13 protein-coding genes are annotated in these 26,483 nt (G+C 53.9%); 12 read left to right on the forward strand and 1 reads right to left on the reverse strand.

Going from position 1 to position 26,483, the window contains the following annotated elements; genetic code table 11:
- Positions 1–49 precede the first annotated feature (49 nt).
- Genes G451_RS0114485 through G451_RS29615 form a run of 8 tightly spaced genes read left to right on the forward strand, consistent with a single transcriptional unit; the run spans position 50 to position 16,228 of the window.
- A complete protein-coding gene (locus tag G451_RS0114485; protein ID WP_027184818.1) occupies positions 50–478 on the forward strand; it encodes a hypothetical protein in 429 nt (142 codons plus the stop codon).
- Complete coding sequence (locus G451_RS0114490) at positions 475–930, forward strand: hypothetical protein (RefSeq protein ID WP_027184819.1); 456 nt, start codon at positions 475–477, stop codon at positions 928–930. Before G451_RS0114485 ends, G451_RS0114490 begins: the two co-directional genes overlap by 4 nt.
- Positions 931–932: 2 nt before the next feature.
- Positions 933–1,847, forward strand: coding sequence for a hypothetical protein (locus tag G451_RS32890; protein ID WP_027184820.1), 915 nt, complete (start codon positions 933–935; stop codon positions 1,845–1,847).
- Positions 1,848–1,862: 15 nt separating this feature from the next.
- Positions 1,863–3,149 carry a hypothetical protein gene (locus tag G451_RS0114500; protein ID WP_027184821.1) on the forward strand — a complete coding sequence of 429 codons (1,287 nt, stop codon included), beginning with the start codon at positions 1,863–1,865 and terminating at the stop codon, positions 3,147–3,149.
- A 4-nt stretch (positions 3,150–3,153) separates the two neighbouring features.
- Complete coding sequence (locus tag G451_RS0114505) at positions 3,154–13,641, forward strand: PLxRFG domain-containing protein (RefSeq protein ID WP_027184822.1); 10,488 nt, start codon at positions 3,154–3,156, stop codon at positions 13,639–13,641.
- A gap of 10 nt (positions 13,642–13,651) precedes the next feature.
- Positions 13,652–15,418 (forward strand): LamG domain-containing protein, encoded by a 1,767-nt coding sequence (locus G451_RS0114510; RefSeq protein ID WP_027184823.1) that lies wholly within the window; start codon positions 13,652–13,654, stop codon positions 15,416–15,418.
- Between the two features lie 60 nt (positions 15,419–15,478).
- Positions 15,479–15,949 carry a nucleoside 2-deoxyribosyltransferase gene (locus tag G451_RS0114515; RefSeq protein WP_027184824.1) on the forward strand — a complete coding sequence of 157 codons (471 nt, stop codon included), beginning with the start codon at positions 15,479–15,481 and terminating at the stop codon, positions 15,947–15,949.
- A gap of 6 nt (positions 15,950–15,955) precedes the next feature.
- Positions 15,956–16,228: a helix-turn-helix domain-containing protein gene (locus tag G451_RS29615; protein WP_034642355.1), complete on the forward strand. Its 273-nt coding sequence runs from the start codon at positions 15,956–15,958 to the stop codon at positions 16,226–16,228.
- On the opposite strand, the gene G451_RS0114525 is transcribed toward G451_RS29615, so the two are convergent.
- Complete coding sequence (locus G451_RS0114525) at positions 16,220–16,981, reverse strand: endonuclease (protein ID WP_027184825.1); 762 nt, start codon at positions 16,979–16,981, stop codon at positions 16,220–16,222. The genes G451_RS29615 and G451_RS0114525 overlap by 9 nt on opposite strands.
- A 132-nt stretch (positions 16,982–17,113) precedes the next feature.
- On the opposite strand from G451_RS0114525, the gene G451_RS0114530 reads away from it, so the two are divergent.
- From G451_RS0114530 to G451_RS32895, 4 genes are all read left to right on the forward strand, one after another.
- Positions 17,114–18,514 carry an IS1380 family transposase gene (locus G451_RS0114530; protein WP_027184826.1) on the forward strand — a complete coding sequence of 467 codons (1,401 nt, stop codon included), beginning with the start codon at positions 17,114–17,116 and terminating at the stop codon, positions 18,512–18,514.
- A gap of 1,011 nt (positions 18,515–19,525) precedes the next feature.
- Positions 19,526–21,550, forward strand: a complete 2,025-nt coding sequence (locus G451_RS0114535) for a methyl-accepting chemotaxis protein (protein ID WP_027184827.1) — start codon at positions 19,526–19,528, stop codon at positions 21,548–21,550.
- Positions 21,551–21,566: 16 nt separating this feature from the next.
- Positions 21,567–22,076, forward strand: a complete 510-nt coding sequence (locus G451_RS0114540; RefSeq protein WP_027184828.1) for a chemotaxis protein CheW — start codon at positions 21,567–21,569, stop codon at positions 22,074–22,076.
- A 135-nt stretch (positions 22,077–22,211) separates the two neighbouring features.
- Complete coding sequence (locus G451_RS32895; RefSeq protein WP_051261530.1) at positions 22,212–26,027, forward strand: PAS domain S-box protein; 3,816 nt, start codon at positions 22,212–22,214, stop codon at positions 26,025–26,027.
- The last annotated feature ends 456 nt before the right edge of the window (positions 26,028–26,483 follow it).

The following is a 26,483-nucleotide window of genomic DNA, read 5'->3' on the forward strand; positions in this document are numbered from 1 at the left end:
GCCCATGAGATCTTTCAGGTGGCCATCGCAACGACAGTGAGGGAGCTCGGTGGGCAAGGCCAACAATTCCCTTGAGGCGGTGTTGGGTCGATCCGGAAATTATCCGGGCAGGAGCACGGGCAAGCGCAAATCCGGGTTGCCGAGTCCTCCATCGGGCTGGACGCCGGAACAGACGACGTTCGCCCAAAGCGTCGTGGACAGTCTGCGCCGATTACGGGATGGGGACGACGAAAATCAGGCCCTGACCAAGGACGAACTCTTTGGCGACGACATCATCGGCGTCATCGTGGCCGCCTGTAAACAGGCCATTGTCATTCCCGATCCGGCCGTGGTCGAGGCCGGGCCGACCATCAAACGGATTGTCGAGGCCGATGAAATCACAACCGTGGAAACGTACCGGCAATATCTCATTCATCAGGAACTGATTGTGGACGGGGAACTTGTCATCGAGGACGCGGGGGAGTTGGCCATTCTATGAACACGAACGAAATCACCATGCTGCATGACGTGTTGCAGGGCAATCGCGATGCCGTACATCTGTGTCACATCCTGACGGATCTCTCTCATATCTGGGACGACTTGGTGGACCGGGATAAGCCCGTGGATAACGCGGCCATCAACCGGGCGTTCTGGGGAGCGCTGATTCTGGTCAATGAGAATTCGTTCTTTATTCAAAACCGGGAACATCTTTTGCCGGTCATGCGTCGTTGGGTGAACAATTGGCTCACGGCCAACACCTTCGAGGCGCGGGGGACAGGGCAGGATTACCATGTCTCGTTCATCCTGCGTAACCGGCTCACCGACGTCATTCTCGAAATGGCCTACCTCATCGGTGGCTACGAATGGCAGCGCCGGGTCTCGCTGGTTCTGGAGTCGTTTCAATATACCGAGACGTTTGAAGAGTATGTCTCGGAACTGCAAGGAGTGTAGCCATGTGCTTTGGCGGAAGCGGCGGTGGAACCGATACCAATATTCTGTTCGATCCCTGGTCTCTGGGCATGGGCGTGGGAACTATGGCGGGCACGGCGGAGTACGCCACCAAAATGGAGAATCTGGGAAACCAGTTTACCTCCCGTGGATTTACCTCGGTGGATGACGTTCTGAACTCGCTCAAAACCGGCATGCAGCAGTCCGGCGACCAGAAGCAGGCCTACGGTGACTGGCTCAAGATGGGCTATGAGGAATCGGCCAAGCGCTACAACGATTACGGCAACGAGCTTGATGCGGCCAAGGGGCGAGCCAGTCAGAATCAGGCCACATTCTATGGTGCGCTTGATGACGCCATGCGCTCGCCGGATCAGGCTTCCGCCCAGGCCGGAGCCGACAGCAAACTCGCCTTGTCGCAGAATCAGGCCGCCACCGATCGACGCCGGGCATCAATGGGGCTGCAACCCTACCAGGAAAGCGCGGGCATGGCATCGGCCAATGTTGGTGCGGCGGCGGCCGAAGCCGGAGCCCGGAACACGGCCCGGCGCGGTGCGTTGCAGGACAACGTCGGTCTGTCCCAGCTTGGCTACACCACGCCCGATATGGTCACGGCCTTGGAGAAGGAAAAGTACAGCCGGGAAGACCCGACCACCAAATACGCCACGGAATACTACAACATGTCGCAGAGCGTTTCTCCAATCGAACAGCTCTACGCCAGTATGGGCATGAATATGCTGGGTATGGGGCAGCAGGGACTGAACAGTGCCGGCAACATGTTTCTTGGCGGCAATCAGGCGGCCAGCAACATGGTGTCGCCACTCGTGACCCAGACGCAGACCCCGGACAATACGGGCAGCATTCTGGGTGGTGTCGGCGGTGTGCTTGGCGGGTTGGCTTCGGTCGGTTCGTTGTTCTTTTAGCGGGGGAGAAACATCATGGCCAAATTCCAGATTCTCAAAGCGGACCCGATCAAACAGAAAGACCCGATCACGGCGCTTCTCGAAGGCCTCAATCAGGGGCTTGATGTCGGTGTCAAAGCCTACGGCATAAGCAAGATGCCCGAAGAATACGGGATGCGCAAAGAAAAGCATCAGGCCGATCTGGACCGGTCCAAGGCCGAAACCGGGCGGCTCGACGCCATGACATCGTCCGAACAGAAGGAAGACGAGGAAAAGGCCATGCGTATGGCCGGAATGAAGGCCTATCTCGGTATCAAGGCCGGTGATCTGCATCCCATGATGAGCTTTTATAATCAATACATGCCTGACGGAAATACGGCCGTGAACTATCAATGGAAGCCGGACGGAACCGGCGTCGATGTGCTGTTTCAGACCAAAGATGGTCAGCAGGTCAAACGGGCCTTCACCACTGCGCAGCTCAACGAGTTCGGACGGGCTTCCGTGTCTCCCAAGGATCAGGCTCTGTTTGAATCCGGTCTGGCTGAAATGCTCTTCAAGGAAGGACTGCCCTCGACCAAGGCGGCGACGGCCCTGACCACGGCCAATGTCGGCAGAACACAGGCTTCAACGGGGCAGATCGGAGCGCAGACAAAGGGCATTGAAGCGGGGACGCAGGCGCAGAATATCCAGAATAATCGCGCCAAGACATACAAGCATGCCTATTCCGGGGAGGTGATTGTTTCGCAGGACGGTACGCCTCCGACCACGGGGGGGCCTTGGCTCCCCATTGAAAGCGCCGAAGGTATTACGTCGGCCAACCGGCAGCTTGAAGGTCAGACCCTGGCCAAGTCGCCGCAGACAGTCACGCCGAACGCAGACGGCACCTGGACGCTCAACACCGTCACACCGGAAGGCGACAAGCGTATGACGCCCATGGCGGGAACACCCATCGACAGCCTGTTTCCTCAAGCGGACACGTCCAACAGATATCGGGCCAACCAGCGGGCCGACCAGTCCCAGGCCATGAAGACAATCAACTCCGCCTGGAAAGCCTACGCAAATGCAAATGCCGATTCCATGACAGGACAGATGAAACCGGATGCCTTGTCGTATCAGGATTTTGTGGACGTGGCTGTTTTGACAGGACGCATGGACGGCGAGCTTCCTGGACCGCCCACACAGGAAGGACAGCGTGGGGCAATTCGGACCAAGGACGGGCAGGTCGTATTTATCGAGCATGCCGGGTACGACGAACGTGGTAAACCCAAATATGTTCCGGTCGAGAGACCGTCCGCCGGTATGGCTCAACAGGGCTGGAGGTAGCGCCATGGTCGCGAGTCCGAACTTCCTGACCTATGAACAGCTTGTCGACATGATGGGCGATGAGGATCGACAGCGGTACGAACAATCGATCCTGAAACCGAATGGCATGAGTATGCATGCTCCTGCCGTGTCTTCATCTCCTTCTTTTTCGGCCAAACCAAGTGGGAATAAAAACTACTGGACCGAGGAAGACCTTCTGGACATGCAGGGACTTGCGCCCGGCCAGCAAGATGTGAGCGGAGATTCTCAGGGGACACCGGACTGGACGGATATACCCGGGGCCATCGGCCACGGCATTGCACGGGCTGTTCCTCGCGCCGCCGAGGATTTTGCTCGTTCCGCACGATCATATAAGGCGTCTTTGCATGGCATGAAAGTCTATGCCGACCCCAATGACGCGGCCACCCGGTTTATCGACTGGCTTAATGATCGGACTGCGGACAGTCGCGCTCAAGACGAATTCTATGCCAAAAACGAAGTCACGCGGTCCCTTGCCCAGGGGCTTGAATCCTCCGGTACCAGTCTGGCGTCCGGCGTTCCCGGTTTTCTCGTCGGAAACTTGGCAGGCGGTCCTTTAGCTGGTGTGGCAACCGGCATGGCCACCACCTATCCCGTGTTCTACGGCATGGCTAAAGATACGACGTTGGATCTTTTGGCCAGGAAAACACGGGAGCTCAATCCGAACATGACGGATGCCCAGTTGGTCAAAATTCTTCAGGACGCCGAGTCCAACGCATCGGAGGCCGGTCTGTGGGAGGCGGGCACCGAAGCCTTGACCGAAGGCATCACCATGGCCTTGAGCTTCGGTCTTGGCAAAATGGGAGGGAAGCAACTTCTCAAGAGTGTTGTGCAGGACATTGTTGGAAAGGCCTATGGTCGAGCCGCCGCCAAGGTTGCCGGTTCAGCCGCGTTGGAAATCGCCGGGGAAACCGCGACCGAGAAAAATCAGGGACGTATCAACAAGGAACTTGGCATCACGGACAAAGCCCCGACGTGGGGCGAGGCGTTTCGTGAGATCGCCGGGCCAACCCTCGTCATGAGCGGAGCGCATCAGGGACTTTTCGGTACGAGCGAGTACATGGGGATTCGCAAGAACCAAAAGATGTTTGATGTCGCGACCAACGCCGCTCAGACGGTTGGCGTCGATCCCACCTATATGGCCGTTGTCGCCGGCCGGGAGTCTGGGTTCAATCCCAACTCGACAAGTAAAACATCCACGGCAACCGGTCTTTTCGGCATTACCAACGGCACGTTTCGAGCTTTGGTCAAACAGTACGGGCAGCAATACGGTTTCACCATGGCCGACAAGAACCGGCCTGAAATCAATGCATTGGCGGCCGCGCTTTTGACCCGCGATAATGCCGTCCAGCTGGAAAAGGCTATCGGCCGGACGCCGACGAACGGTGAATTGTACCTTGCGCATTTCTTTGGCGCGGATCAGGCCGTCAACTTTCTACAGAACCTTGTCATGCGGCCGGATGCGCCTGCGGCCACTGTGTTTGGACGCGAGGCCAAAGCCAACAAAAGCATTTTCTACGACAAGCAAGGTCGTCCCAACAGTCTGCTCGATGTCTACAAATCCCTTACCTCCAAGTTCGGCAACGCCCGCGAGTTCGGTGTCACGGCGTTTGACCCGGAAGGGATTTTTGAAGACGATTTTTCCTTCAATATGAAGGACTATCAGAGCCCTGGACATCGGCTTGTTGAAGAGGCGCAAAACAAGGAAGAAGACGTCCCGACTGCTACGGATAGGCTGCGGGATATGGACGAAGCGAGTGCTTCCGCCGAGACATGGAAAGAAGATACGTCTTTTGAGACCGTTGACCCGTTCAAAGCGGATCAGACTTCCAAGACCGTTGAAGAGGATGTGTTTCCGTTTAAGGATGCCGGACCGAACGACCTTGACGGCATCATTCGTGAGCCGGTTCAGATGCCGGCCGAGGAAGATGACGAAATAACTCCTCCCGTCCCTGGGCCGCAAGCCAATCAGCCTTTCGATTTGCTCAATATGCGACCTTCGCGTTCAAACGAGACTCGCGCCGAGGGCATTCCAGGGAAAACCCAGGTTACGCCGCAGGCCAAACATACCAGCGTCCTGCCGCAGTTGAGCCCCATCGAGGAAATGTTTCGTCAGATGCAGGAACAGCAGGCCCAAGCCGGCATGGCGCATCAGCAGATGCAGGCACAGCGCCAAGCCCCGCCTGTTCCCTCTCCTGAACCGGCATCGAATACGCAGGCCCAGCTTGAGGCCATTCTTGACCCCAGATCAAGCAAGAAGGCCATGCTCGTCACACCGGGTTCCCCCGTGCCGCAGCATATTCCCCAGGGTGTTCACCAAATTCCGACGATGCACGGGCTTGTCCTGACCGCCGATCCGGCCATTGCTCAGGCCATTCCCTTCGATATCGATGAACAGCGTCTTGGTCAGTTTCTTCTTGATTATCCCATGGGACGACCTGAACCGCTCTCCGGTATCGTTGTTCAGGCGTTGGACGAACAAGGCCGAATCGTCAGCGAGACACAGACGGACACGGCTAATGCCCATCTCGCCGTCCAGAGCATGAAGGCGCATTCGCCGACCGGGAATGTCCGGGTTGTGCCCACACCGCAGGCGCTTCAGGAGCGCAAGCAGGCTGTTGCCAACGAGCAACCCGCAATGATTCCGGCCTCGGAAATACAGCCGTTTATGCAGGCTCCGCAAACGGGAGTGCTGCCGGGGACTCCGCTTGCCATCATGTTGGAACGTCCGACCGGAGGTGTTCCGGCGTCCGAAGTGGCGCAGGGTATGACGTTTCCGGAGACGGGCGTTGTGCCGGGAGAACCAAGGACAAGCGAGCAGCAGCACGCAGGGACTTATTATAGCGCTTGGGAGAATCGTCAGGACGGTTCCACAGAGGATTTCAGCAAATGGATACGACGCAAGCACAAGGAATACCAAGACGCTACGTCGGACAGTCAGGATCAGCGAGGATATAAGGAGCGCTTTACGGAATGGTTGAGTACCCCCGAAAAAGTGGAGCAGAAACATGCGGCTCAATATACCGTGGTTTTACCTTCCGAATTACCGTTCGAACAGGCGTATGCCGCCTATAAAGGAAGTAGTTTTTCCCCGGAAAATCGGGCTCGCTCTGTACAGCGTGAGTTCGCCGATCATATACAGGGACTCTATGATAGTCTGAAAAGTCGTGTCGGAGACGAGCGTCAGGGCGATTTGAGAGAGGCGATACGAAGCTACAAGGAAGGGTATCGCAGCAAACTCTTGGCTGCCCTGGCGGCGGATTCCCGAACCGTGAGTTCCATGATTACGGGGCGAGCCAACTTTCCGACACGACGCAACCAAAAGCGTCTTGATTCTGCTCAGAAACGCTGGATGGAATTGACTGAATGGTCACGCAAAGCCCAGGCCCGCATGGAGTCTTCGCTCGGCATAGCCACGGGCCAGGGAACTCAACGTATTGAAGTCGGAGAGGTGGACGCGGTTGCCAAGCTGGAATCTCGCATTGCTGAAATGAGAAAGCAACAAGAGTATATGAAGGATGTCAATGTTCGCTATAGAAAAGCGAAAGGTGACATTGACAGTATGGACGTTGACGAAAAAACAAAGAAAGTGCTTCGGTTGTGGCAAGCAAATCACGAAAAGGCCTTAGGTGATTCTCCTTTCCCCGCATATATGCTTTCAAACAATCTCGCCAATATCAAAAGACTTGAAAAACGATTGGCTGAAAGTCGGGCACTCTCTGAGAACATACGCGAGCCTCTTGTTTTCGATGGGGGTGAAATCATAGACAACGTCAATGAGAACCGTGTTCAGATTTACTTTGATGAGAAACCTCCGGTTGAAATGCGGGAATCTCTCAAAAAACACGGATTTCGATGGGCTCCAAGGAATCAGGTTTGGCAGCGTCAACGAACAGCCGAAGCTTTGAAAGTCGCAATAGAATTGACCGAGGCTGATGCAGATGCTGAAAACAAAAGTCAATCCCCCCAATATCGTGAAGCCGTAAAAAAATCTCCTGATACCGTAAAAAAATATCCCGACACCGTGCCAACGGAATCAGGACATTCCTCGGAAGCGCTGAATAAGAAGGACGGGGAGGCGGGCAATGGTGAAGAAACGTTCCGTCTCGAAGATGCTCCCATTGATCCAACTACGTTCAAAGCCCTGTTGAAGAAAATCAACAACGGAAAAATCAGCGCAGCTGAAATTAAGACGTGGTTCGAAGCATTCCGAGATAACGCGGATCATGTGCAAGCTGAATTGTCAAAGATGACGAAAAAGAAACTCCTTGAGGAGTTCCCGTCATTGCGCCGTCAATATGGCAATGAAAAGAAAGAGGTGCTTGTACAAGGAGCGTATGAGCATATTCTGCGCGATTTCAATCTGTCTGACGCCCTTACATTCAACCCGATGGTCAAAGGGGCCAGGTTGAAAGCCATTGAAGACGCGGTCGCGAGTCAGACGGATGATGATGTGGCCGCGCATGCAAAACGAGTACAGGAGCGAAATGAAGAATATAAAAACGCTCTTGAGGCGCATCGCAAGGCATTGAAGAACCCGGAGACATTGGATGAATTTCATACGTTTATTCAGTCTCGCGGCGAGGATGCACTCTCCACAGAGCAACGTCGCAAGTACGAGGCGTTGAAGGCGGAGGTCGATTTTTCTCAAAGGCAGGAACAGAAGAATACCATCGAAGGAGTAGCCCTCAATGAGGATATCCAGTGGGAGCGCGATACCGTCGTCTCCAGGAAGGGCGATGGCGATTTGATTATTCTGCGACCTTCTACTCGTCTTGGTACGGAAAAATTCAAGGAGCTGGCCAGCAGCGCCAGGAAGATCGGCGGTGGATATGCTCGTTTTGCCAAAGGGTTTTATTTTTTAAACGATGATCAGGCTGAACGCTTCTTGAAGCTGACACAAGGGGAATCCGTTTCGCGTGAAGCCGAGCTTCAGCAAGGGCAGAAGACGAAGCGGGAGCGACTCCTCGCGTTGGCCGACAGGATGGAAGCCGCAGCCGATGAATCGCTCTCTCAAGACCGACAGCAGAACACAGCAAGGCGTGCTCGCATGGCTGCCTCAGCCGAGTCCAGTGCGAATGAGTCCAAAAGGACGGCCCAGACCATCCGTCGTATTGCCGACGCGGCGGAGCGCGGTGAGTTGAGATACCTTTCCGAACTCCAACATGCCACCCAATTGGAGGAACTCGAACGCACGCTGTATCTGGGCAGACATGCCAGGGCATTGAAAACGGAAAAGGGCGGAGAAGGACGGTACGAAGACGAGCGTCAAAAGCCGTATTCCGCCGATGACATCGACAATGCAAAATTTCCTGTTCACACCATGACGCTCAACGCTGTTCTGGAAACTGCGAACGATCTTGACGACATAAAAGGAGCGAAAAGGATCGAGGCGAGGTTCCGTGAAATCGCCCGCATGCTTAAACGAGATGAGGACAATATCTATAGCTTCACAAGCGAGGAAGATCGTTCCCTGATTGAATCCGCGATGAGCAAGCTCAAGAAAGCGGGAGGAAGTGACCGATGGGGGCTTGAAGAGACACAAGCCGGAATCAAACGCTTGAACCGTATGGGCATTACAAATGACGCCACCCTTCGCGAAGCCCTTCGTGAATATTTGCCTCTCCGCGAAGACACCCTCACGGCTGATCCCATCAAGGAAGCGGAACGTGCTTTGGTTGGCCGAAAGATCGACGGATATTTTCCCACCCCGAGCCATATCGCGGAAGACATGGTCGATCGTCTCGATGTTCAACCGGGCATGACGGTCCTGGAACCCTCTGCGGGAAAAGGCAACCTGCTCGATGCGCTGGCTCAATCTCATCCCGATGTAGAGGTTGAGGCTATCGAGCCGGTTCAGGATCTTCGCACCATTCTCGAATCAAAAGGGCATAAGGTCGCCGGGCGTGACTTCATGGAGCATGAAGGACAGTACGACCGTATTCTCATGAATCCACCGTTCGAGAACGGTCAGGATATGGATCATGTGCGCCGAGCGTATGATCAACTGAAACCGGGCGGAAAGCTTGTGGCGATTATGAGTGAGGGGACGTTTTTTCGTACAGACAAGAAGTCGAATGGATTCCGCGAATGGCTGGATGCCGTTGACGGCGTATCGGAAAAGCTGCCGGAAGGGTCGTTCAAATCATCCGAACGTCCGACAGGCGTTGCCACACGTCTGGTCGAAATCGAAAAGCCTGAACACGATGCCGCCTACCAGCGAGACAAGCGCACACGTTCCAGGCCCATACCACTGGAGCACGTTCAGGCCTTAGTAAACTGGGTTAATGATATCGGCGCGGATATTCCACGGGTGGATGTTATTGAAACCCACCATGAATTGCCTGTCGCCATCATCAAACAGACCGACAATCCCAAAACCATCAATGCCGTTTATCACAACGGTCGTATCTGGCTCGTTGCCGCCCGCATGAAGTCGGACAAGGACGTGGCCGACGCCATCACGCACGAACTACGACATTTCGGCCTGCGTACCCTGCTCGGTAAGCAGTGGGGGCCGGTTATGCATACCGCCCTCAAGAACAAAGCCGTTCAGGAGAAGATTAGGGAACTCGGGCTTGGGGGCTATGAATACCAGGGGAAGAACGGCCAATACATCATGGCCGAGGAAGCGATCACGCACTTGGCGGACGACGGCTGGACCGGTGGCCTGTGGCATCGAATCGTGGCCAATGTCCGGCGTTTTCTGCGTAAACTTTTCCCCGACCTGGCCTTCTCGGACTCAGAAGTTCGAAATCTTATCGCCCGAACGAACCGGGAGATAGACCGGCGTTTCGAATCTGCACGGAAGACGCACGATTCAGGTCGTGGTGGGCGTATGTTCATCAAGGACGATCCGGTCTTTCAACAGGCAGATATGGGCAAAGGCAACATCGAGAAATCCTACTCAAAAGACAAGCCGGCGGAAACCTTTCTTGAAGCTCCGGGGGGAGGCATTGATTTCGGGCATGTCACGGACGACATGGCTCAAGCCATGGGAAGCCGTCCTGGGCCAATCCGGCTTCAAAATGGCAACGTGGACTTTGGTGCGTTACATATAATCGAAAGACATAAATATGAGTTGCAACGCCACGGTTATAACGATCCATCAGAGTACGTCTCCTTCATAACAAAACATTTTGACGCTGTTTTTCAAGGTAATACACAACGTCATTTTGTCTTATCCGTTCGTGAAGGAAGAACATGGCCGGCCGCTGTTGTGAAAATGGAATATGATCCTGAAGGAGAATTCTATCGTGTCGTGACGGCGTCACCGGTGAGAAAAGATCAGTACGTCAGATCGGATGGTACATATAAAAAGAATCTCCTTTGGGAAGGCACGCAGAACCTTCACTCCGACCAAGAAGGCCTAGCCCCTGGCGTCATCTCGGGCCAAAGGAGTTCACAAGAAAATATATTCACGGACGAGAAGGAGGTCAACAGGAAAACCCAAAATCCCGAATCGACAGACCAGCTTTCCACGGAAGGCATCGACGCCATGCATGACTTCTTGGACGGCAAGACAGACCCCGACGATACGCCCACCTTTTCTTTGGGCATGCGAAAGCGCCAACGACAGCGCACAGTCGAATCCAGACAGGCCGATCACGCAACGACCTATAAGCCGAGCAAAAAGGACTTGTCGCGTTTTTCGACCATGGTTTCCCAGCCCCAGGCCGTGGCCCGGCAGGACGAACGTTTCCGGCCGGTGTTCGAGCGGGCCTTGCGTCGATACACCGAGCGCATGACCAAATATCACTCCATCCTGGAGGACGCCGGGAATTTCTTCGATATCAAAGATCCGGCCAAGCTCAACGCTCTTCGTGACGTCATCTGGAAATACGACGGCAAGGACATTCCCAAGGTTGACGCCGGCAATATCGTGCCGAGTGAGAACGCCGCCGGAAAGCCACTCAAGGACAAGCGGGGAAATTTCATTCTTGAGCGTAACAAGGTCCATTATGTCCAGATTCGCAAGGCTTTGCAGTCCATGGGCGTCGATCAGGACGTGGCCACGGCCTATGCTCGCGTTCGCTACGCTTTGGATGGGGTGTTGCTCGACGCCTACAATCTCATGATCTCGCGAGGCGAGTTCACCCGGAACCAAATCGACGACTTTCGTAAAGCCATGGGCCGAATCAGGAACTATTTTCCGCACAACCGGTACGGCAAATACTTCGTCCAGATCAAGGTGAGAAACCACATCGCCACCGGTGAGGATAACAACGGCGTTCCTTTCTATTATGTGGCCGATGCCTTCGGGCGAAGGATCAGCCGGGAGTTCACCAGGCGGATTGATGCGGTCAAACTTATGCGATCAACGCCGGGCAAAGAGTTGTCGATGTTCTACCGTGGGCATTATGACATTTCCCTTGCCGACCGCGTGAATCTGGCCGGAGTCAGGGAATACACCGACAAAGGCCGACTCAAGGAATTGTATGAACTCGTCGGGGATAAGGTGCGAGATCAGGCCATCAGGGAATTTCTTGCTCCCAAAGGCTACGCCAAGGAGGGCATGTTCACCGTAGAATACGGCGAGAACGAGAAATTGCCGGACGACCTGTTCGAGCTGCCCTTGCAGACCGACGCCATGGTCAAGATCGTGGAAGAGGCGGCCAAGTCCGTCAGTGATCCCGGAGCGCGGGAAGCCGTGTTGAATGCTCTGCCTGAAGAGATCGCCAACGTCATGAAGACCCGTGGCTTCGGTTCTCATTTCATTCAGCGGGCCAATATCCACGGATTCGAGAAGCAGGACATCCACAAGGTTCTGACGGATTACGCCGCAAACGCCTCGGGTTGGCTGACGAAACTCCCGGCGGCCGGTGACTTCGCCCGGCTTCTGAACGACATTCCGGCCAATACGAGAACATACACCTACGCCAGGGAGTATGTCCGGGATCAGCTGCGCAACGCCGACGACCTGGACCGGATCGTGGCCAACATCAAAACGGCCATCTTCGTCAAATACCTGGGCGGCAATCTCAAGACGGCTGCGGTCAACCTGACGCAGAATATCGTCATCGGCTGGCCTATGCTGGCGGCTGAGACAGACAAAAATGGAGCCAAGGCTATGACCAAGGCGTCCTCCGACTACCTTGTCGATGTCTTGACCGGGAAGAAAAGCCTTCCCAAGGATGAACAACGGCTTTTGATGGACCTTATGCAGCGTGGGGAATTGCAGGCGCAGTTTCTCCGGGAAATCAAGGGGCGGGTTTCCACCTCGTTGAGTGACAAGGCGTCTCATGTCACGAATCGTATCGTCGATTGCTCGGGCTGGCCTATGCATGTGGCCGAGACGTTCAACCGGACCGCCATGGCACTGGCAGCGTACCGCCTGGCCAGGGACGGAAAAATTACAAGCAAGGAGAGTTTGAACCGCTTCAACCTCCATCAGGGGAGGGCGAACGTCTATGCCAATGCGCGGGATTTCGCCGAACACATGGTCCGCGAAGCCCATTTCGTCTACGGCAAGGAGAATCTGCCGCCCTTCGCCCGAGGCGGAACGCTGAACCGGAGCGTGCTCTATCCGGCCTACACCTTCATGACCCACACCCATTCCCAGTTCTCGCTCTGGTGGCATTGGCTTACTCGTGGGACCAAGGCCCAGCGTAAAGCCTTGGCCAAATCCATGGCGGCTCAGGTCGCCCTTGGTGGGCTCCGGGCAGCTCCGGTGTTTGTCGCGCTGAGTGTTGTCGCGCAAATGCTTTCCGACGACGGGGAAGACCTGGAAGAAAAGATTCGCAAGGCCATGCCGCAGGGACCGGCCTGGAACAGGAATCTCTTTCGGGACATGGTGACGTATGGCGCTCCATCGGCTCTGGGTGTCACCTTCGGCGGCTCCATGATGATGAACGTTCCCGGTCTGGTTGAACCCAAACCGGCCGAGAGCGCGGCGGAAATGTTCGACCGGTCGCTGTTGTCCCTCTTCGGTGTTCCCTACGATCTCGCCAAGACGCCGTTCAAGATGGCCGACGCCTACGTCAACTCCGGCAGCGCGTGGAAAGCAATCAAGCCGCTTATGCCCACGGCTGTGAACAACGCCATGACTGCCTTGGACCTTTACACCGAAGGCCACCGGGCGCAATCCGGCAAACCGCTGAATCTTCCCGGAGAACAGGGACCGTCACAGTTGAGCGCAACCGAGGCCGTTGCCAAAGGCATGGGATTTCAGCCGGTGAAACTGACTAAGGAATACGACGCCTACACAGCCATGAAATGGGCCGAGGCGTCGAGAACTCGGGCGCTCAAACGGTTCGGTGCAAAACTGGCCGACGCGATGAGAAACGGCGAAGACACTGCGGATATTTATGAAGAGTTGAAAGCCTGGAACGAACGAGCGCGGAGGCGAAACAAGCCGCATCTCGTCATTTCGGCCAAGGATCTGCGGCGAGCCGTGAAATACCGCAGTGAGGCGAAGAGACCGTCCAGACGGATGCGTTTCGAGGCCGAAGACATCAACGAATTGTACCAGTAGGCGGTGACATATGGGGTTCATCACACTGAGAAAGGGAACGACTCCCGGCACACCAGACACGGGTTACGTCCGCTTCTACCCTGATCCGACCACTGGAGAGCTTCGTATCAAACGTGAGGACGGACAGGAAAGCGTCTATCTGGACGGAGGATCGTTCTCGTTGGACAATAGCGTCCTTGTCGCCAGCAACGCGGGCAGTCCCTTTGCCTTAACGTTGCCCGAGGGGACGGTGTTGGGACGCCTTGCCGGGGGGAATATCTCCGCGCTGGATCAGGTGGCGTTGCAGTCGGTTGTTGGTACGCACAACCAAAATACGGATACCGGCACGGATCAGGGGCGTTTTCACATCACAGACGGGACGGACGGCCCATTGCTCAAGCGAGACGGAGCCGATGCGCTTTCGGTACGCGGCAACGCCGATGCCGATTGGGCCGATTTGATCGTGCGTAATCTGACCGTGAAAGGCACCACAACTACTATTGACTCGGAAACCGTGGCCATTGCCGACAATATCCTGACCCTGAACAGTGATGTCACGGGCACGCCTCCGGCGACCGTGGCCGGCATCGAGGTGGAGCGGGGAGACGAAACCAACGCCCGACTCGTTTTCGATGAGGGCGACGACACCTGGAAAGCTGGGATTGCCGGAGCGGAAACACGGTTGTCTCTGGCCGGCCACGGGCATGTTGGGGGAGATATTGCCGATCTGCCCTGGACGAAATTGACCGGGATTCCAACGGAGTTCTCGCCGGCCGCTCACGTCGCCAGCCACAAGACCGGCGGGACCGATGCCTTGGCTGCGGCTGATGTCGGGGCGTACAGTGCTGTTGATCTGTGGCGCAAGGCCGGGATTTCTCCGGTCGATCTGCTGCCGGTTTTTCACGCCAAGCCGGATAGTGTCGGCCTGCTGTCCGCAACGGGTTTGACCACGGTCAGAGCGAGCACGCGGACTTACATCGACGCCGCCGGCGCAATCAAGACGGCCGGGGCTGACGAAATCCCGGTGTCGTTTGATCCGGTTACAGGAAAACGCCTGGGATGGGGCGTGTGGGCGTCGGGCACCAATCTTTATGGCTATGGTGAAGCTCCCCAAGATCAGACCCTGACGCTGACGGCCACACCGTACACGGTATCCTGTGCGGCCGGCTCGGTGGTGTGCGGATCGTATGGCACGGCAACGCCGGCATCTCCATTGACGTTTACCCCGTCTGCTGGGAACTGCCTCTTTACCCTATCGGCCGCCAGCCGTGTCCAGGTCGAGGCGGGGGTGGCCGTAACGCCGTACATCCCGACGTCGGGAGGCGTATCGGCCACACGGCAGGCCGATGTCGCAAGCTTGAACGTGGCCGATATCGCTTACAATCAGGCCGAGGGGACGCTGTATTTCGCGGTGTCTCTGCCAACGGCTGTTGCCAACAATCTGGGGGTTTTCGAGCTGTACACGGACGCGGATAATTTTATCCGGGCTTATTACGCCTACGCGATTCCCTCATTGCGAGTTCTCAGTAAAGCCGCCGGGGTTTCAACCTATATTGATGTCGGCGGCGACTATGTCGGCCAGACCGTGCGATTCGCCCTCTCGTTCACGTCCGGTGCCTACTCTTTGGAGGTGGACGGCGCGGAGACGGTGACAGCCACGCCCAATGTACCGGTCGTTACAACCTTGTATCTCGGCTGCAACGTGGGCGGATCAAACCCGTTGCGCGGGTACCTCGAACATGCGGCCTATTATGCCAGGGCGTTGTCTTCTGACGACCTCAAACGCCTCATCGGCTGAAAAGCGTAGGCCCCGCTCCCTGCTCTGGACACGACACATTTTTTATGAAATGCGCTTTTCATGAAAACGATCTATCAAGCCGGGCCTCTTTTCACAGAGGCCGAACAGCAGTGGCATCGCGGCCTCAAGAAGAATCTTGAGACCCTTTTCACTGACCTCGACCTGCCGTGGCGGGTTGTCTGGCCTTTCGAACTTTTTCCTCCCCATGTCCTCGAAGCCTTGGCCGATGAGGAGAAAAAACACCACATCTGGCAAGGCTGTATCGATAGCCTGCGTAGCGCCGACATGGTTATCGCCCTGCTCGACGGAACCCAGGTCGATGACGGCACGGCCTTTGAAGTTGGTTACTTCAAGGCCTTGAACAAGGGGCCGATTTACGGCATCCGCACGGACTTCAGAAACGCCGGAGACACGGCTCAATCCCTTGTGAACTGCATGATTGAAAGCTCGCTTGATGGGGTGTTTCGGTCGCAGGGGGAGTTGATGGGATTTCTTGCCGGGACACTGGCGGGTGGGGCAAAGACAGGATAGGCAGGCATGCTGACTCACAAAGCAACCGGCGATCCACTCGTTCTTGATCTTCGCGCCACTTCGCAACCGAACGCCTTCCGGGCGTGGCTGGCCTTTCATGGCCTTTCACTGACGGAACTGGCTGTGAAAGTTGGCGTGAGTCAAGCGACCCTGAGCAGATTGATTGACGGCCAGAGAACCAACCGGGACACAATGGACAAACTTGTGGAGCTGGGTGTTCCAAAGGAAATCCTGCCAACTCCCAAGAATCCTCCTGGCCGGCCTAAGAAATCACCATAATCCGGCTGTTTTGCACGGTTCCTCAACAAATGGATTGGTGTTTTTCTGGATAGCTTCAATCCGTTTAGCCCGCGTGCATTCCCATTGAGATACCGGATACATTTTGTCCCAGGCCTGCATGAGTTTTTGCTGCTGACTGCTCATCTTGTAACGAGGGTAGGCCCATTCCATGTACTTGTATGTTCTGGCAATGCGGCCACGCGCGTCAACTGGTGGTTCGGCTTTGTTGTCCTCGATTTTCATTTCGCAACTGCCAAACGTGGATTTAGCCGACGGCAGCATGGTAAAATTGTAGTTACTCCGAGCCGCGTTTACGCAACCGATAGCGGGGTAGAGATTGTACATGTCTGACTGCATGTAGCGATATTCGAGATTTACCTTCGATGCGCAGTTTCGTCCCTTGAAGCTTTTGCCTTTGTTGTCCACACACTGAGAATCACCATCTCTCCATTCTTTGAACGTTCGACCAAAGTTTTCAGCCGGTACGACGTGTTCCCATTCGATTTTCTTGCATCTTTTGATGTGTTTCTCCGCATGAAAGGACGTCGGAAGGATGACTTGCTTGTTTTCACCAAACTCCGCTCCGCAATAGATCGTTTGGCGGTGATCGTAGTAGACTTCTCGTTCGAGTGTTTTTTTGGCCTTGTTGAATGATTGGATCGTCGTGTTGCCTCGGCTTGAGTCGGCCAGGGCGGGCAGGACGGATAATGTCAGAATGATGAATGCAAGGAATACGGCGGAATATTTCTTCATGATTTCTCCTGAGCCTAATCTGAGCGATTCACCAGCCTGACATTCACCAATTATGGCATATCACTTTGTTTTTGTTTATAATCTCATCCAGCTAAACGTCAAAATCATTTCACCCATAAGGTGGAGGGCTGGATGTTCAAACACAAATCCAACAGAGCAAAATTCATCGACGATGTCCAGGTCACAAACGACTGCCTGACGGGTCGGGCAGGGCTCAACCTCTTCACTCGCTACCTGCGCGACATTGACCTTTTCCCGCACATTAACCGCCTTTTCGGCTCCATGCGCAAGCACCCCAAGGGCGCCCCTATTGATGAGTTGTTCAAGCAGGTGCTCTGCTTCCTTTTCGACGGCACAAGCAGGCATCTGGCCTACTTCGACACCCTAGCCAAGGATCCTGGCTACGCCGCCGCCATTGAAACTGCCCCTGAGGGTATGGCCTCCTCGCACACCATCAAGCGGTTCTACCGAGCTTTTTCACCGCAACGGACCTACCTGTTTCGGCGACTGCTTTTGCAACTTTTCCTCTGGCGACTCATGACTGCTCGTCCCGAAGTAATAGAACTGAACATCGACACCATGGTCATGGACAACGACCAAGCGCCAAAACGCCACGGCGTCAAGCCCACCTACAAGAAGGTTCTGGGCTTCCAGCCTCTCCAGATGACCTGGGGCCGCTACATCATCGACGCCGTTTTTCGTGGTGGCGACAAGCATTCCAACAATGGCGACACCGTCGAGAAGATGATTCGTCACGTCGTGCGCATGGTCCGCACCCGCTACAGCCAGACCGTTCCCATCATCATCCGCATGGACTCAGGCTTCTTCGACCAGGATCTCTTCGCCGTCATGGAACAACTCAACATCGGCTTCATCTGCGGCGGAAAGTTCTACGGCGATATCAAGGCCATGATCGAAGCGCTTCCTGAAGCCGCGTATGACCACCACTTCGGCAAGACTGACGAGGATGTCTGGCAATGCTTCGAGTTCGGTGACCGTCGCCAGTCCTGGCCTCGCTTTTACAGAGCCATCTTCTGGCGGCCTTTGATGGAGGAGAAACAATATCTCCTGCCGGGCTGTCGGCCGGGAACGCTCGCTTACACCAACCTCGGCATGGGGCGGGCCATCGACCAGCAGCTGCGTGAAGCCGGTCTTGACTACCTGGCCGAGACCAACGCCGTAATCCATTCCTACCATCAACGCGGGGCGGATGAACTGGTGCACAGAGCCTTCAAAGACTTTGGCTTCGAAGAACTGCCTTTCCAGCATTTTATTCGCAACTCCGCCTTCTACTACACTATGCTCCTTGGCTTCTTCCTGTTCGAGGCATTCAAGGAGGATGTCAGCGAGCCGGTGGTCCCGGTCAAGGCTTTCCCGACCACACTGCGCCGTCGGCTGGTGGACGTGGCTGCCAAGGTGGTGTCCCACGCAGGCAGGACCGTGCTCAAGGTCACGGCAGTCGCCATGGAATCCTTGCGTTTCAAAGAGCTGTGGGAGCGATGTCTCTGCGCTCCACGTTTCGCCTGGACATAAATCTGGCGTTGTCCCGTGAACATTTGACGGGATAAGTGCGTCCTTTGACCGGGAAAAGTGGCCAAGTTTGTCATACTCAGGCTCTTCACGGCCCCAATGCCGTCAAATCTTCGCCCGAATCGGCGTCTTTTCGTGCTGCAGTGCCCAGTTTTTTCCTCTGGAGACTTTTGCAGTGCCCGGAACGCTCAATTTAGGCTGAGGATGTTTGATGTTCGGTCTTGCCATGGGTGAAGGGGGAGTGCAAGTTAATAATTTGGCTAACTTTTTTTGTTGGAAAAAAACAAAACTAAGGAATTTCCTAGGGTCTGTTTCTAAATTCGTCTCATCGCGAGTTTGAGCAAGAATTTCAACAGGCAAGGATGAAGGAGAAAATGAACCGCAGGCGTAGTGGTGCTACGTCAAGGTTCATTTTTTCCTGAAGACGAAGCATGCAGGAATTCTGGCCAAACGCAGCGGAGAGGATTTTAGAAACAGGCCCTAATGGCATAGCCACATAATTCAAAAAAACTAAGGCATATCTCTGGACTATTTTTATATTTGCTAAGGATTTCTGTTGTATCTAGTTGGTATCCTGCAATCCTCGTTCGTTCTGCTTGTTTAAACTTTGGCAGGTTATTTGTTCTTCTATTGTTGCATGGCATTGTGTTTTTAAATCAAAGAATAATGTAACACAAGAGTAATACAGTTAGTGATTCTCCTTTTGATTTTGTGATGCAGAAAAGTAGTGTAAGCCTTCAAATGGAAAATTACTAAAAAATATTTTTATGATTTTTTTTGTGTTCCGTTCGTTGTGTTGAAATCTTATTTTGTAAATGCTACTTTGAATATTGATATTTTTTGTTTTCATTTTAAAGTGTGGAAGCAACAGAATGTTAAGAACGAAGTGAATTTTCAAACTGTATGTTTTGAATTAGCTAAAGAGGATCATGCCACACTTAATATGTGACATGATCAGGAAAGCTATGGTGAGTGGTCAAAGCTCGAATGAATCTAAACTGAACGAGAGAAAAAATGAAAAATTTGAAACTCGGGGTTAAGATCGGCATCGGATTTGGAATTTTAATCCTGATCTCCTGTGTGCTTGGCGGAATGGCCATCCTGCAGATGATTTCGGTAAGCAACGATACAGAAAGGCTTGCGCTGGAGTATGTCCCGGAAGTGGCCGTTGCAAATGAAATTGAGCGAAGTTCCCTGCTGACCATGTACGCTATGCGCGGTTATGCTTTGAGCGAAGATGCCACCTACCTTGAGGCTGGGAAAAAACAACTAGCCGAAGTGATGGAGTCTCTTGCCCAAGCCAAGGCCCACTCTGATAACTATGCGGAATTGATCAAACTCAAGGAGGGTATGAGTAAAGCACAGATTTATGCGGATGCTTACTCCAAGCTGGCCGATCAGACTGAGACTCTCATCAACTCTATGGCTAAAGACCGACAAACCCTTGATGCTGCCGCAGCAGCTTATATGAAAAGCTGCGCAGATTTTCTCCAAAGCCAGAACGATACGATGAAGACGGAAATAAACATGGGTTTATCGTCAGAAAAACTTGCTGACAGGCTTGAAAAAATCACTCTGGTCAATGATATTATCGATCTTGGGAATGATACTCGTGTGAAAAACTTTAAATCACAGGCTTTACGCGACCCCAAACTCATTGAGTTGGCTCAAGTAAACTTTCCTAAGATGGAAGAACTGTTTGAAAAGTTGAAAAGCATTACACGTCAGGAGGTCAACCTCAAGCAGATTGCAGCGACGCGCGAAGCAGCAAATCAATATAAGCAGGCCATGAGTGATTTTATTGCTAACTGGTTGGAGCTCCAGGAAGTTGGTAAAAAACGCACTGAAGTTGCCAATAAAGTGCTGATTGTCGCACAGGAAACGTCGAAGGCTGGCATGGAGCAAACCCAGGGAATGTCAGAAAGCGCATCCGCCAACCTTAACACTGCCACCGCCATCATGATTGTAGGCTTACTCGTGGCGTTAGTGATTGGCATTATTACCGCTGTTCTTCTGACTCGGGGCATTACCAAGCCTGTCATTCAAGGCGTCGATTTCGCAAAAGCCATGGCTGAAGGTGATTTCACCAAGATGTTAGACCTTGATCAGAAGGATGAAATCGGAATTCTGGCCGGAGCGCTCAACGAAATGGTCTCACAGCTGAAGGGGGTAGTTGGTGAAGTTCAATCTGCCGCTGAAAATGTTGCATCTGGCAGTGAAGAACTCTCCGCCTCATCCCAGAGCCTCTCCCAAGGTGCTTCCGAACAGGCCGCCAGCGTTGAGGAAGTTTCCTCTTCCATGGAGGAGATTACCTCTAATATCCAACAGAGCACAGAAAACGCACAACAAACCCAGCAAATCGCGGCTAAGGCAGCCCTGGATGCTCGTGAAAGTGGGGCGGCTGTCATGCAGACCGTCACTGCCATGAAAAATATAGCCGAAAAGGTTTCCATCATTGAGGAGATCGCTAGACAGACCAATCTCCTTGCCTTGAACGCCGCTATTGAGGCTGCCCGGGCTGGAGAGCACGGTAAGGGATTCGCCGTGGTCGCGGCAGAGGTAAGAAAGCTGGCCGAACGTAGTGGCGCGGCGGCGGCTGAAATTAGCAATTTGTCTATCTCAAGCGTAAATGTTGCTGAAAAAGCAGGTGCAATGTTGACCGAAATGGTTCCTGATATTGAGCGTACAGCTGAATTGATTCAGGAGATAGCGGCGGCCAGCGCTGAACAGAATTCCGGTGCAGCCCAAATCAACAAGGCCATCCAGCAGCTTGATCAAGTCATACAACAGAACGCCTCCGCGTCAGAGGAGATGGCTTCTACCTCCGAAGAGCTTTCCAGCCAAGCCGAACAGATGCAGAGCGCCATGTCCTTCTTTAGAGTTGATAAGACTGGCTCAAATCAGCGTGTCAAAGTGCGTAAGGCCCTCCCTGCTGACACTGGACCGTCTGTCACGAAGAGAGGCCAGTTTGTCGCAAAGAATATGGGTGTCCATGTTTCGCTCAATGATATTGTGGACGAAGAATTTGAAAGATTCTAACCGCAGGGGGGAGCCCATGGCTGCTAGTGAGCGTATGGACTTGAATCAGTACTTGACTTTTACACTGAGTGACGAATTGTTCGCGATTGATCTCCTCTGGGTCAAGGAGATTCTTGATGGTACGGACCTCACGCACATTCCCATGGCTCCGGATTATATCCGAGGGGTAATTAATGTACGAGGAAATCCTGTTCCAGTGGTTGATCTACGGCTTACTTTCAATATGGCTAAAACGGAAATGACGGTAAACACCTGTGTGATTATCTGTGAGTTGGCGTTTGATGGAGAAAAATCATCAATGGGTTTCCTCGCAGATTCGGTCCAGGAAGTTCTTGAACTGCGGCCTGACCAGATTGATCCACCACCCCAAATGGGGACAACGATAGATTGTCGACGCATAAAGGGCATGGGGAAGAGGGATTCCCAGTTTATTATAATCCTCAATATGGATGAGATTCTTTCAGAGTCTGAATCCTCGGAGGTTCAACAAACGACCTCCGAATTGGCCACCGAATCCGTTGGATGACTTCGAGGATTATTCAAAAAATAACCATTCTTCGGACCAGAGAGAATAGTCACATAAATTTAACTGTTAGTCCTTCATACAATCAGCAAGGGGAGAGTGCCTCCCCTTGAATTAAGGAGCCAGCGAGCACCCCTTATGGATAACCACGCATTCGTAGCCCTTGGGCAGAACGTCGCGCTGCTTTTGGCGCTGGCGCTGCTATTCGATCTTTACGCTGCTCACTGGAAAGTCGGGCAGGCGATAAGGCAACAGGTGCTCGTTGGCACTTTAATAGGGGCAATAGGACTCGTGGTCATGTCCACTCCTTGGACGCTCATGCAAGGAGTCGTGTTCGACACTAGGTCAGTATTGCTCGGTATTTCCGGCCTCTTCTTCGGCGCACTGCCTACCTTCATAGCTGTAACCTTCACCGCCGCATATCGTCTTCATCAGGATGGCGCGGGGGCGTGGACCGGGGTCTCTGTGATTCTTGCCTCGGGCGGGATCGGTATAGTTTGGCGACAGCTTCGGAGGGATAAGCTATCTACCCTGTCATGGGGTGAGTTGTGCCTCTTCGGTCTGACTGTTCATTTCACCATGCTTGCTTTGATGCTGACGCTACCATGGGAGATTGCGCTGGATGTTCTAAAGCGGATTGCGCTGCCGGTTTTGCTTATCTTCCCTCTCGGTGTAGCGTTGCTGGGGGGGCTGATGAGGCGTCGGCTGCAACGTGAGGATGCCGAGACTGTCACGCGCGAAAGCGAGGAAAGGTTCCATGCGCTTTACGAAGCGATCATGGACCCAATTCTCATCGCAGATGCGGACTCTGGAGTCCTTATTGACTGCAACGACTCAGCCGAGGAATTGTTCGGCCGCCCACGCTCTAAGTTGATCGGGCTCCACGAAAGCACGCTTCATCCCCCACAAGAGGTCAATCCTGAAAAGTTTACCGCAGAGTTCAAGTCGCTTGTGGATAATCCCGGGTTGACGAGAGCAGTCAGGTTCCTTCGATCTGACGGGGCTATTCGCCTGGTTGACGTTCGAGCCAGCCGTTTCCATCTCCATGGGAGGAATCTAATGCTGGGCGTGTTCCACGACATCACGGAACGCAAAAAGAAGGAGGAAGCCCTGCTGGAAAGTGAGGAGCGTTTCAGGCAGATATATGAGAACGCCTCCATCGGTCTAGCCAGGGTGGGCTTGGATTTCCGTATCGAAGCAGCAAATAGAGCGTATGGCGCTATGCTTGGGTACAAGGAAAACGAACTGGTCGGAAAACATCTCAAGGACATAACCGGCCCTGAAAGACTTGAGGACAACTTGATCACGCAGGCTCAGCTAGGGCGGGGAGAGATAAACCATTTCCGGCTTGAAAAAACCTTCTTCCACAAAGACGGCAGTATCGTCTACGGCATACTTGACGCGAACCTGGTGTGTAATGCGAGCGGGAAACCTCGCTATTTCCTGGGCAGTGTTCTCGACATCTCGAAAAGAAAAAGGGCAGAGGACGCGCTTAGGGCCGAGAGAACCCGGCTACAAGATATTCTGAGAGGTACCAATGCAGGCACCTGGGAGTGGAACATCCAAACAGGCGAGACCATCTTTAACGAGCGCTGGGCTGAAATTGTCGGGTATACCCTTGAGGAACTGAGCCCTACGACATTAGACTCCTGGGTCGATCTGTGCCACCCCGAAGACCTTGAACGGTCGAACGACCTGCTCAACAAGTACTTCAGGGGGGAGTTGCCGTACTACGAGTGCGAGGCCAGGATGCGACATCGCAGTGGGCAGTGGGTCTGGGTGCTCGACAGAGGCAAAATAGCTTCCTGGACCGAGGATGGCAATCCCCTGATTATTTCTGGGACGCACCAGGACATCACTGAACGCAAAGAGCTGGAAGAGGAAATTCGGGCCAACGAAGCGCGACTTTTGAGTTTGGTCAATGTGCTGCAGCACCCATTCACCAAGTCACAGGAGTTCCTCGATTTCGTCCTGGAAGAGGCGATCCGGTTGTCCGACAGCAAAATCGGCTACATCTATTTTTACGACGAAGACACCCGGCGCTTCACCCTCAACTCTTGGTCAAAAGACGTCATGCAGGAGTGCGCCATAGTCAAACCGCAGACCCGCTATGAGTTGGATAATACGGGAGTGTGGGGTGAGGCCGTCCGTCAACGGAAGCCTATCATCATTAACGATTTCCAGGCGTCTAATCCATTGAAAAAAGGATACCCCCCAGGCCACGCGCACCTCTCATCATTCATGACCATCCCGGTTTTGAGAAATGAAAGAATCGTGTCCGTGGTTGGCTTGGCCAACAAGGAAACCGAGTACACACCCTGCGACGTGTATCCGGTGACATTGCTCATGGATGCAGCATGGAAAGTCCTGGACAGAGAAGCGGCGAAGAGCGCCCTCCGAGAACGGGAGGCCCAACTCTCCGCTTTGAGCGACAACCTTCCTCAAGGCATGGTCTACCAAATAGACACCGGAATTGATGGAATTTTGCGCCGGTTCACTTATCTGAGTGCTGGTGTCAGGGAGCTTCATGGCATCGCCCCCGAGTTGGCCCAGGAGGACTCGAAGCTCATTTATAATCAGGTGGTTGATGAAGACTTGACGGTGTTGGTGAAACGTGAAGAACAGGCGATTGAAAGCATGTCCATGTTCACCGCCGAAGTTCGTGTGCGGATGTCTTCAGGGGAAACCCGTTGGCGTCTGTTTGCCTCTGCGCCTCGACGCATGCCGAACGCCCACATTGTATTGGACGGCATTGAAATCGATATTGACGACCTCATGAAGGCCAAAGAGGCTTCAGAAGCTTCCAATCGGGCAAAGTCCGAGTTTTTGGCGAACATGAGCCACGAGTTACGTACTCCTCTCAACGGTGTCTTTGGTATGCTGCAGCTCCTCGAAGAGACATCCCTGAGCCGCAAGCAGGCTGAGTACGCCGAGATGGCCACCCAGTCGTGCCGCAGACTGACTCGCTTGCTTGGAGACATTCTGGACCTTTCCCGCATCGAAGCCGGCAGGATGGAGGTCATGCATGAGCCGTTCGATCTGAAGGAGACTATCAGAACCGTTGAGTCTTTGTTCTTCCCCGCCGCAAACCAACTCGGCATAAAATGTTCTTGCATGGTCAATCCCACCATTCCAAATGTTCTCGTTGGGGATGCCGCCAGACTGCAGCAGGTGCTCAACAACTTGATCGGCAACGCCATCAAATTCACCAAGACGGGGTCCGTGATTATGGATGCCTGGCTGTTGCCCGTATTCCGTCCTGACGAACGTAAGGTGCTCTTCTCTGTTAGCGACACCGGCATCGGCATTTCTGACGCCATCCTTTCCAGGGTATTCGAACCATTTACCCAGGCCGAGAGCTGTCTCACGAGGAAATACCAGGGCGCAGGACTGGGGCTCTCAATTGTCAAGCGCTTGGTGGGCCTCATGGACGGGACCATTTGCGTCGAAAGCGAGGAAGGAGTCGGCTCCACTTTCCACGTGTGCATTCCCTTCGGTATTGATGAAGGTCAGAGAGGGGAAGAGCCCTCTGTCACTGGAGTTGCAGAGGGCTCTCAACAGGAACGAAGAATTCTACTTGCTGAAGACGACAGTATAAACGCCATAGTCGTGGTCAAACTGTTGGAGAGAGTCGGCTGGACGGTCCACGTGACCGATGACGGACAACAGGCCCTGAGCGCCCTCCACATTGGCGACTTCGATCTTGTCCTGATGGACGTAGAGATGCCCGTCATGAACGGCGTAGAGGCTACAAAACGCATCCGTGCTGGCGAAGTTGGCAAGGATAAAGCCGACATTCCGATCATCGCCCTGACTGCCTACGCTATGATCGGCGACAAGAAGAAATTCCTGGAGGCGGGCATGACCGGATACTTGGCCAAGCCCGTGGAGATGGAGGTACTACTCAAAGCCATAGAGGAAGTCATGACGAAGTCTAAGGAGCGAGACCTCTAACGAATACGGAGATGGAAACTTGGTCCAAGACTTTTACCCGCACCAATTTTGACGAATGCGGTTGGCCGAAGGCATTGATGCCGATAACCATCACTTTCTGGCCTGCCCCTCCCCTGGTGCGGATGAGGCACTTTGAGGTGTCTGGCGTCAATGAGAAGCTTGGAAAGAGAGAGGTGGAGTAGTGGATTACTAGCCTTTCACACCTGTGGCCATAAAGTCCATTCCCCCACAAAACGTTAAAATTTCATGTGGGAATTTGTGTGGGATACGCTCCCACTTTTGTGCCTTTTTTGCCCTTATTGCCAGATATGCAACTTTCTAACTTACTGAAATTATAAATATACGCTTGGCGGCGTATGGTGCGTCACGCCCCCGTGTGGGGGGCGACCATAAATGAAGAACTGATCCAAAGCCTTTGTATTGTTTCAATCCACGCCCTCGTGTGAGGGCGAACCT

The organism is Desulfovibrio inopinatus DSM 10711, assembly GCF_000429305.1.
GTDB lineage: Bacteria > Desulfobacterota > Desulfovibrionia > Desulfovibrionales > Desulfovibrionaceae > Alteridesulfovibrio > Alteridesulfovibrio inopinatus.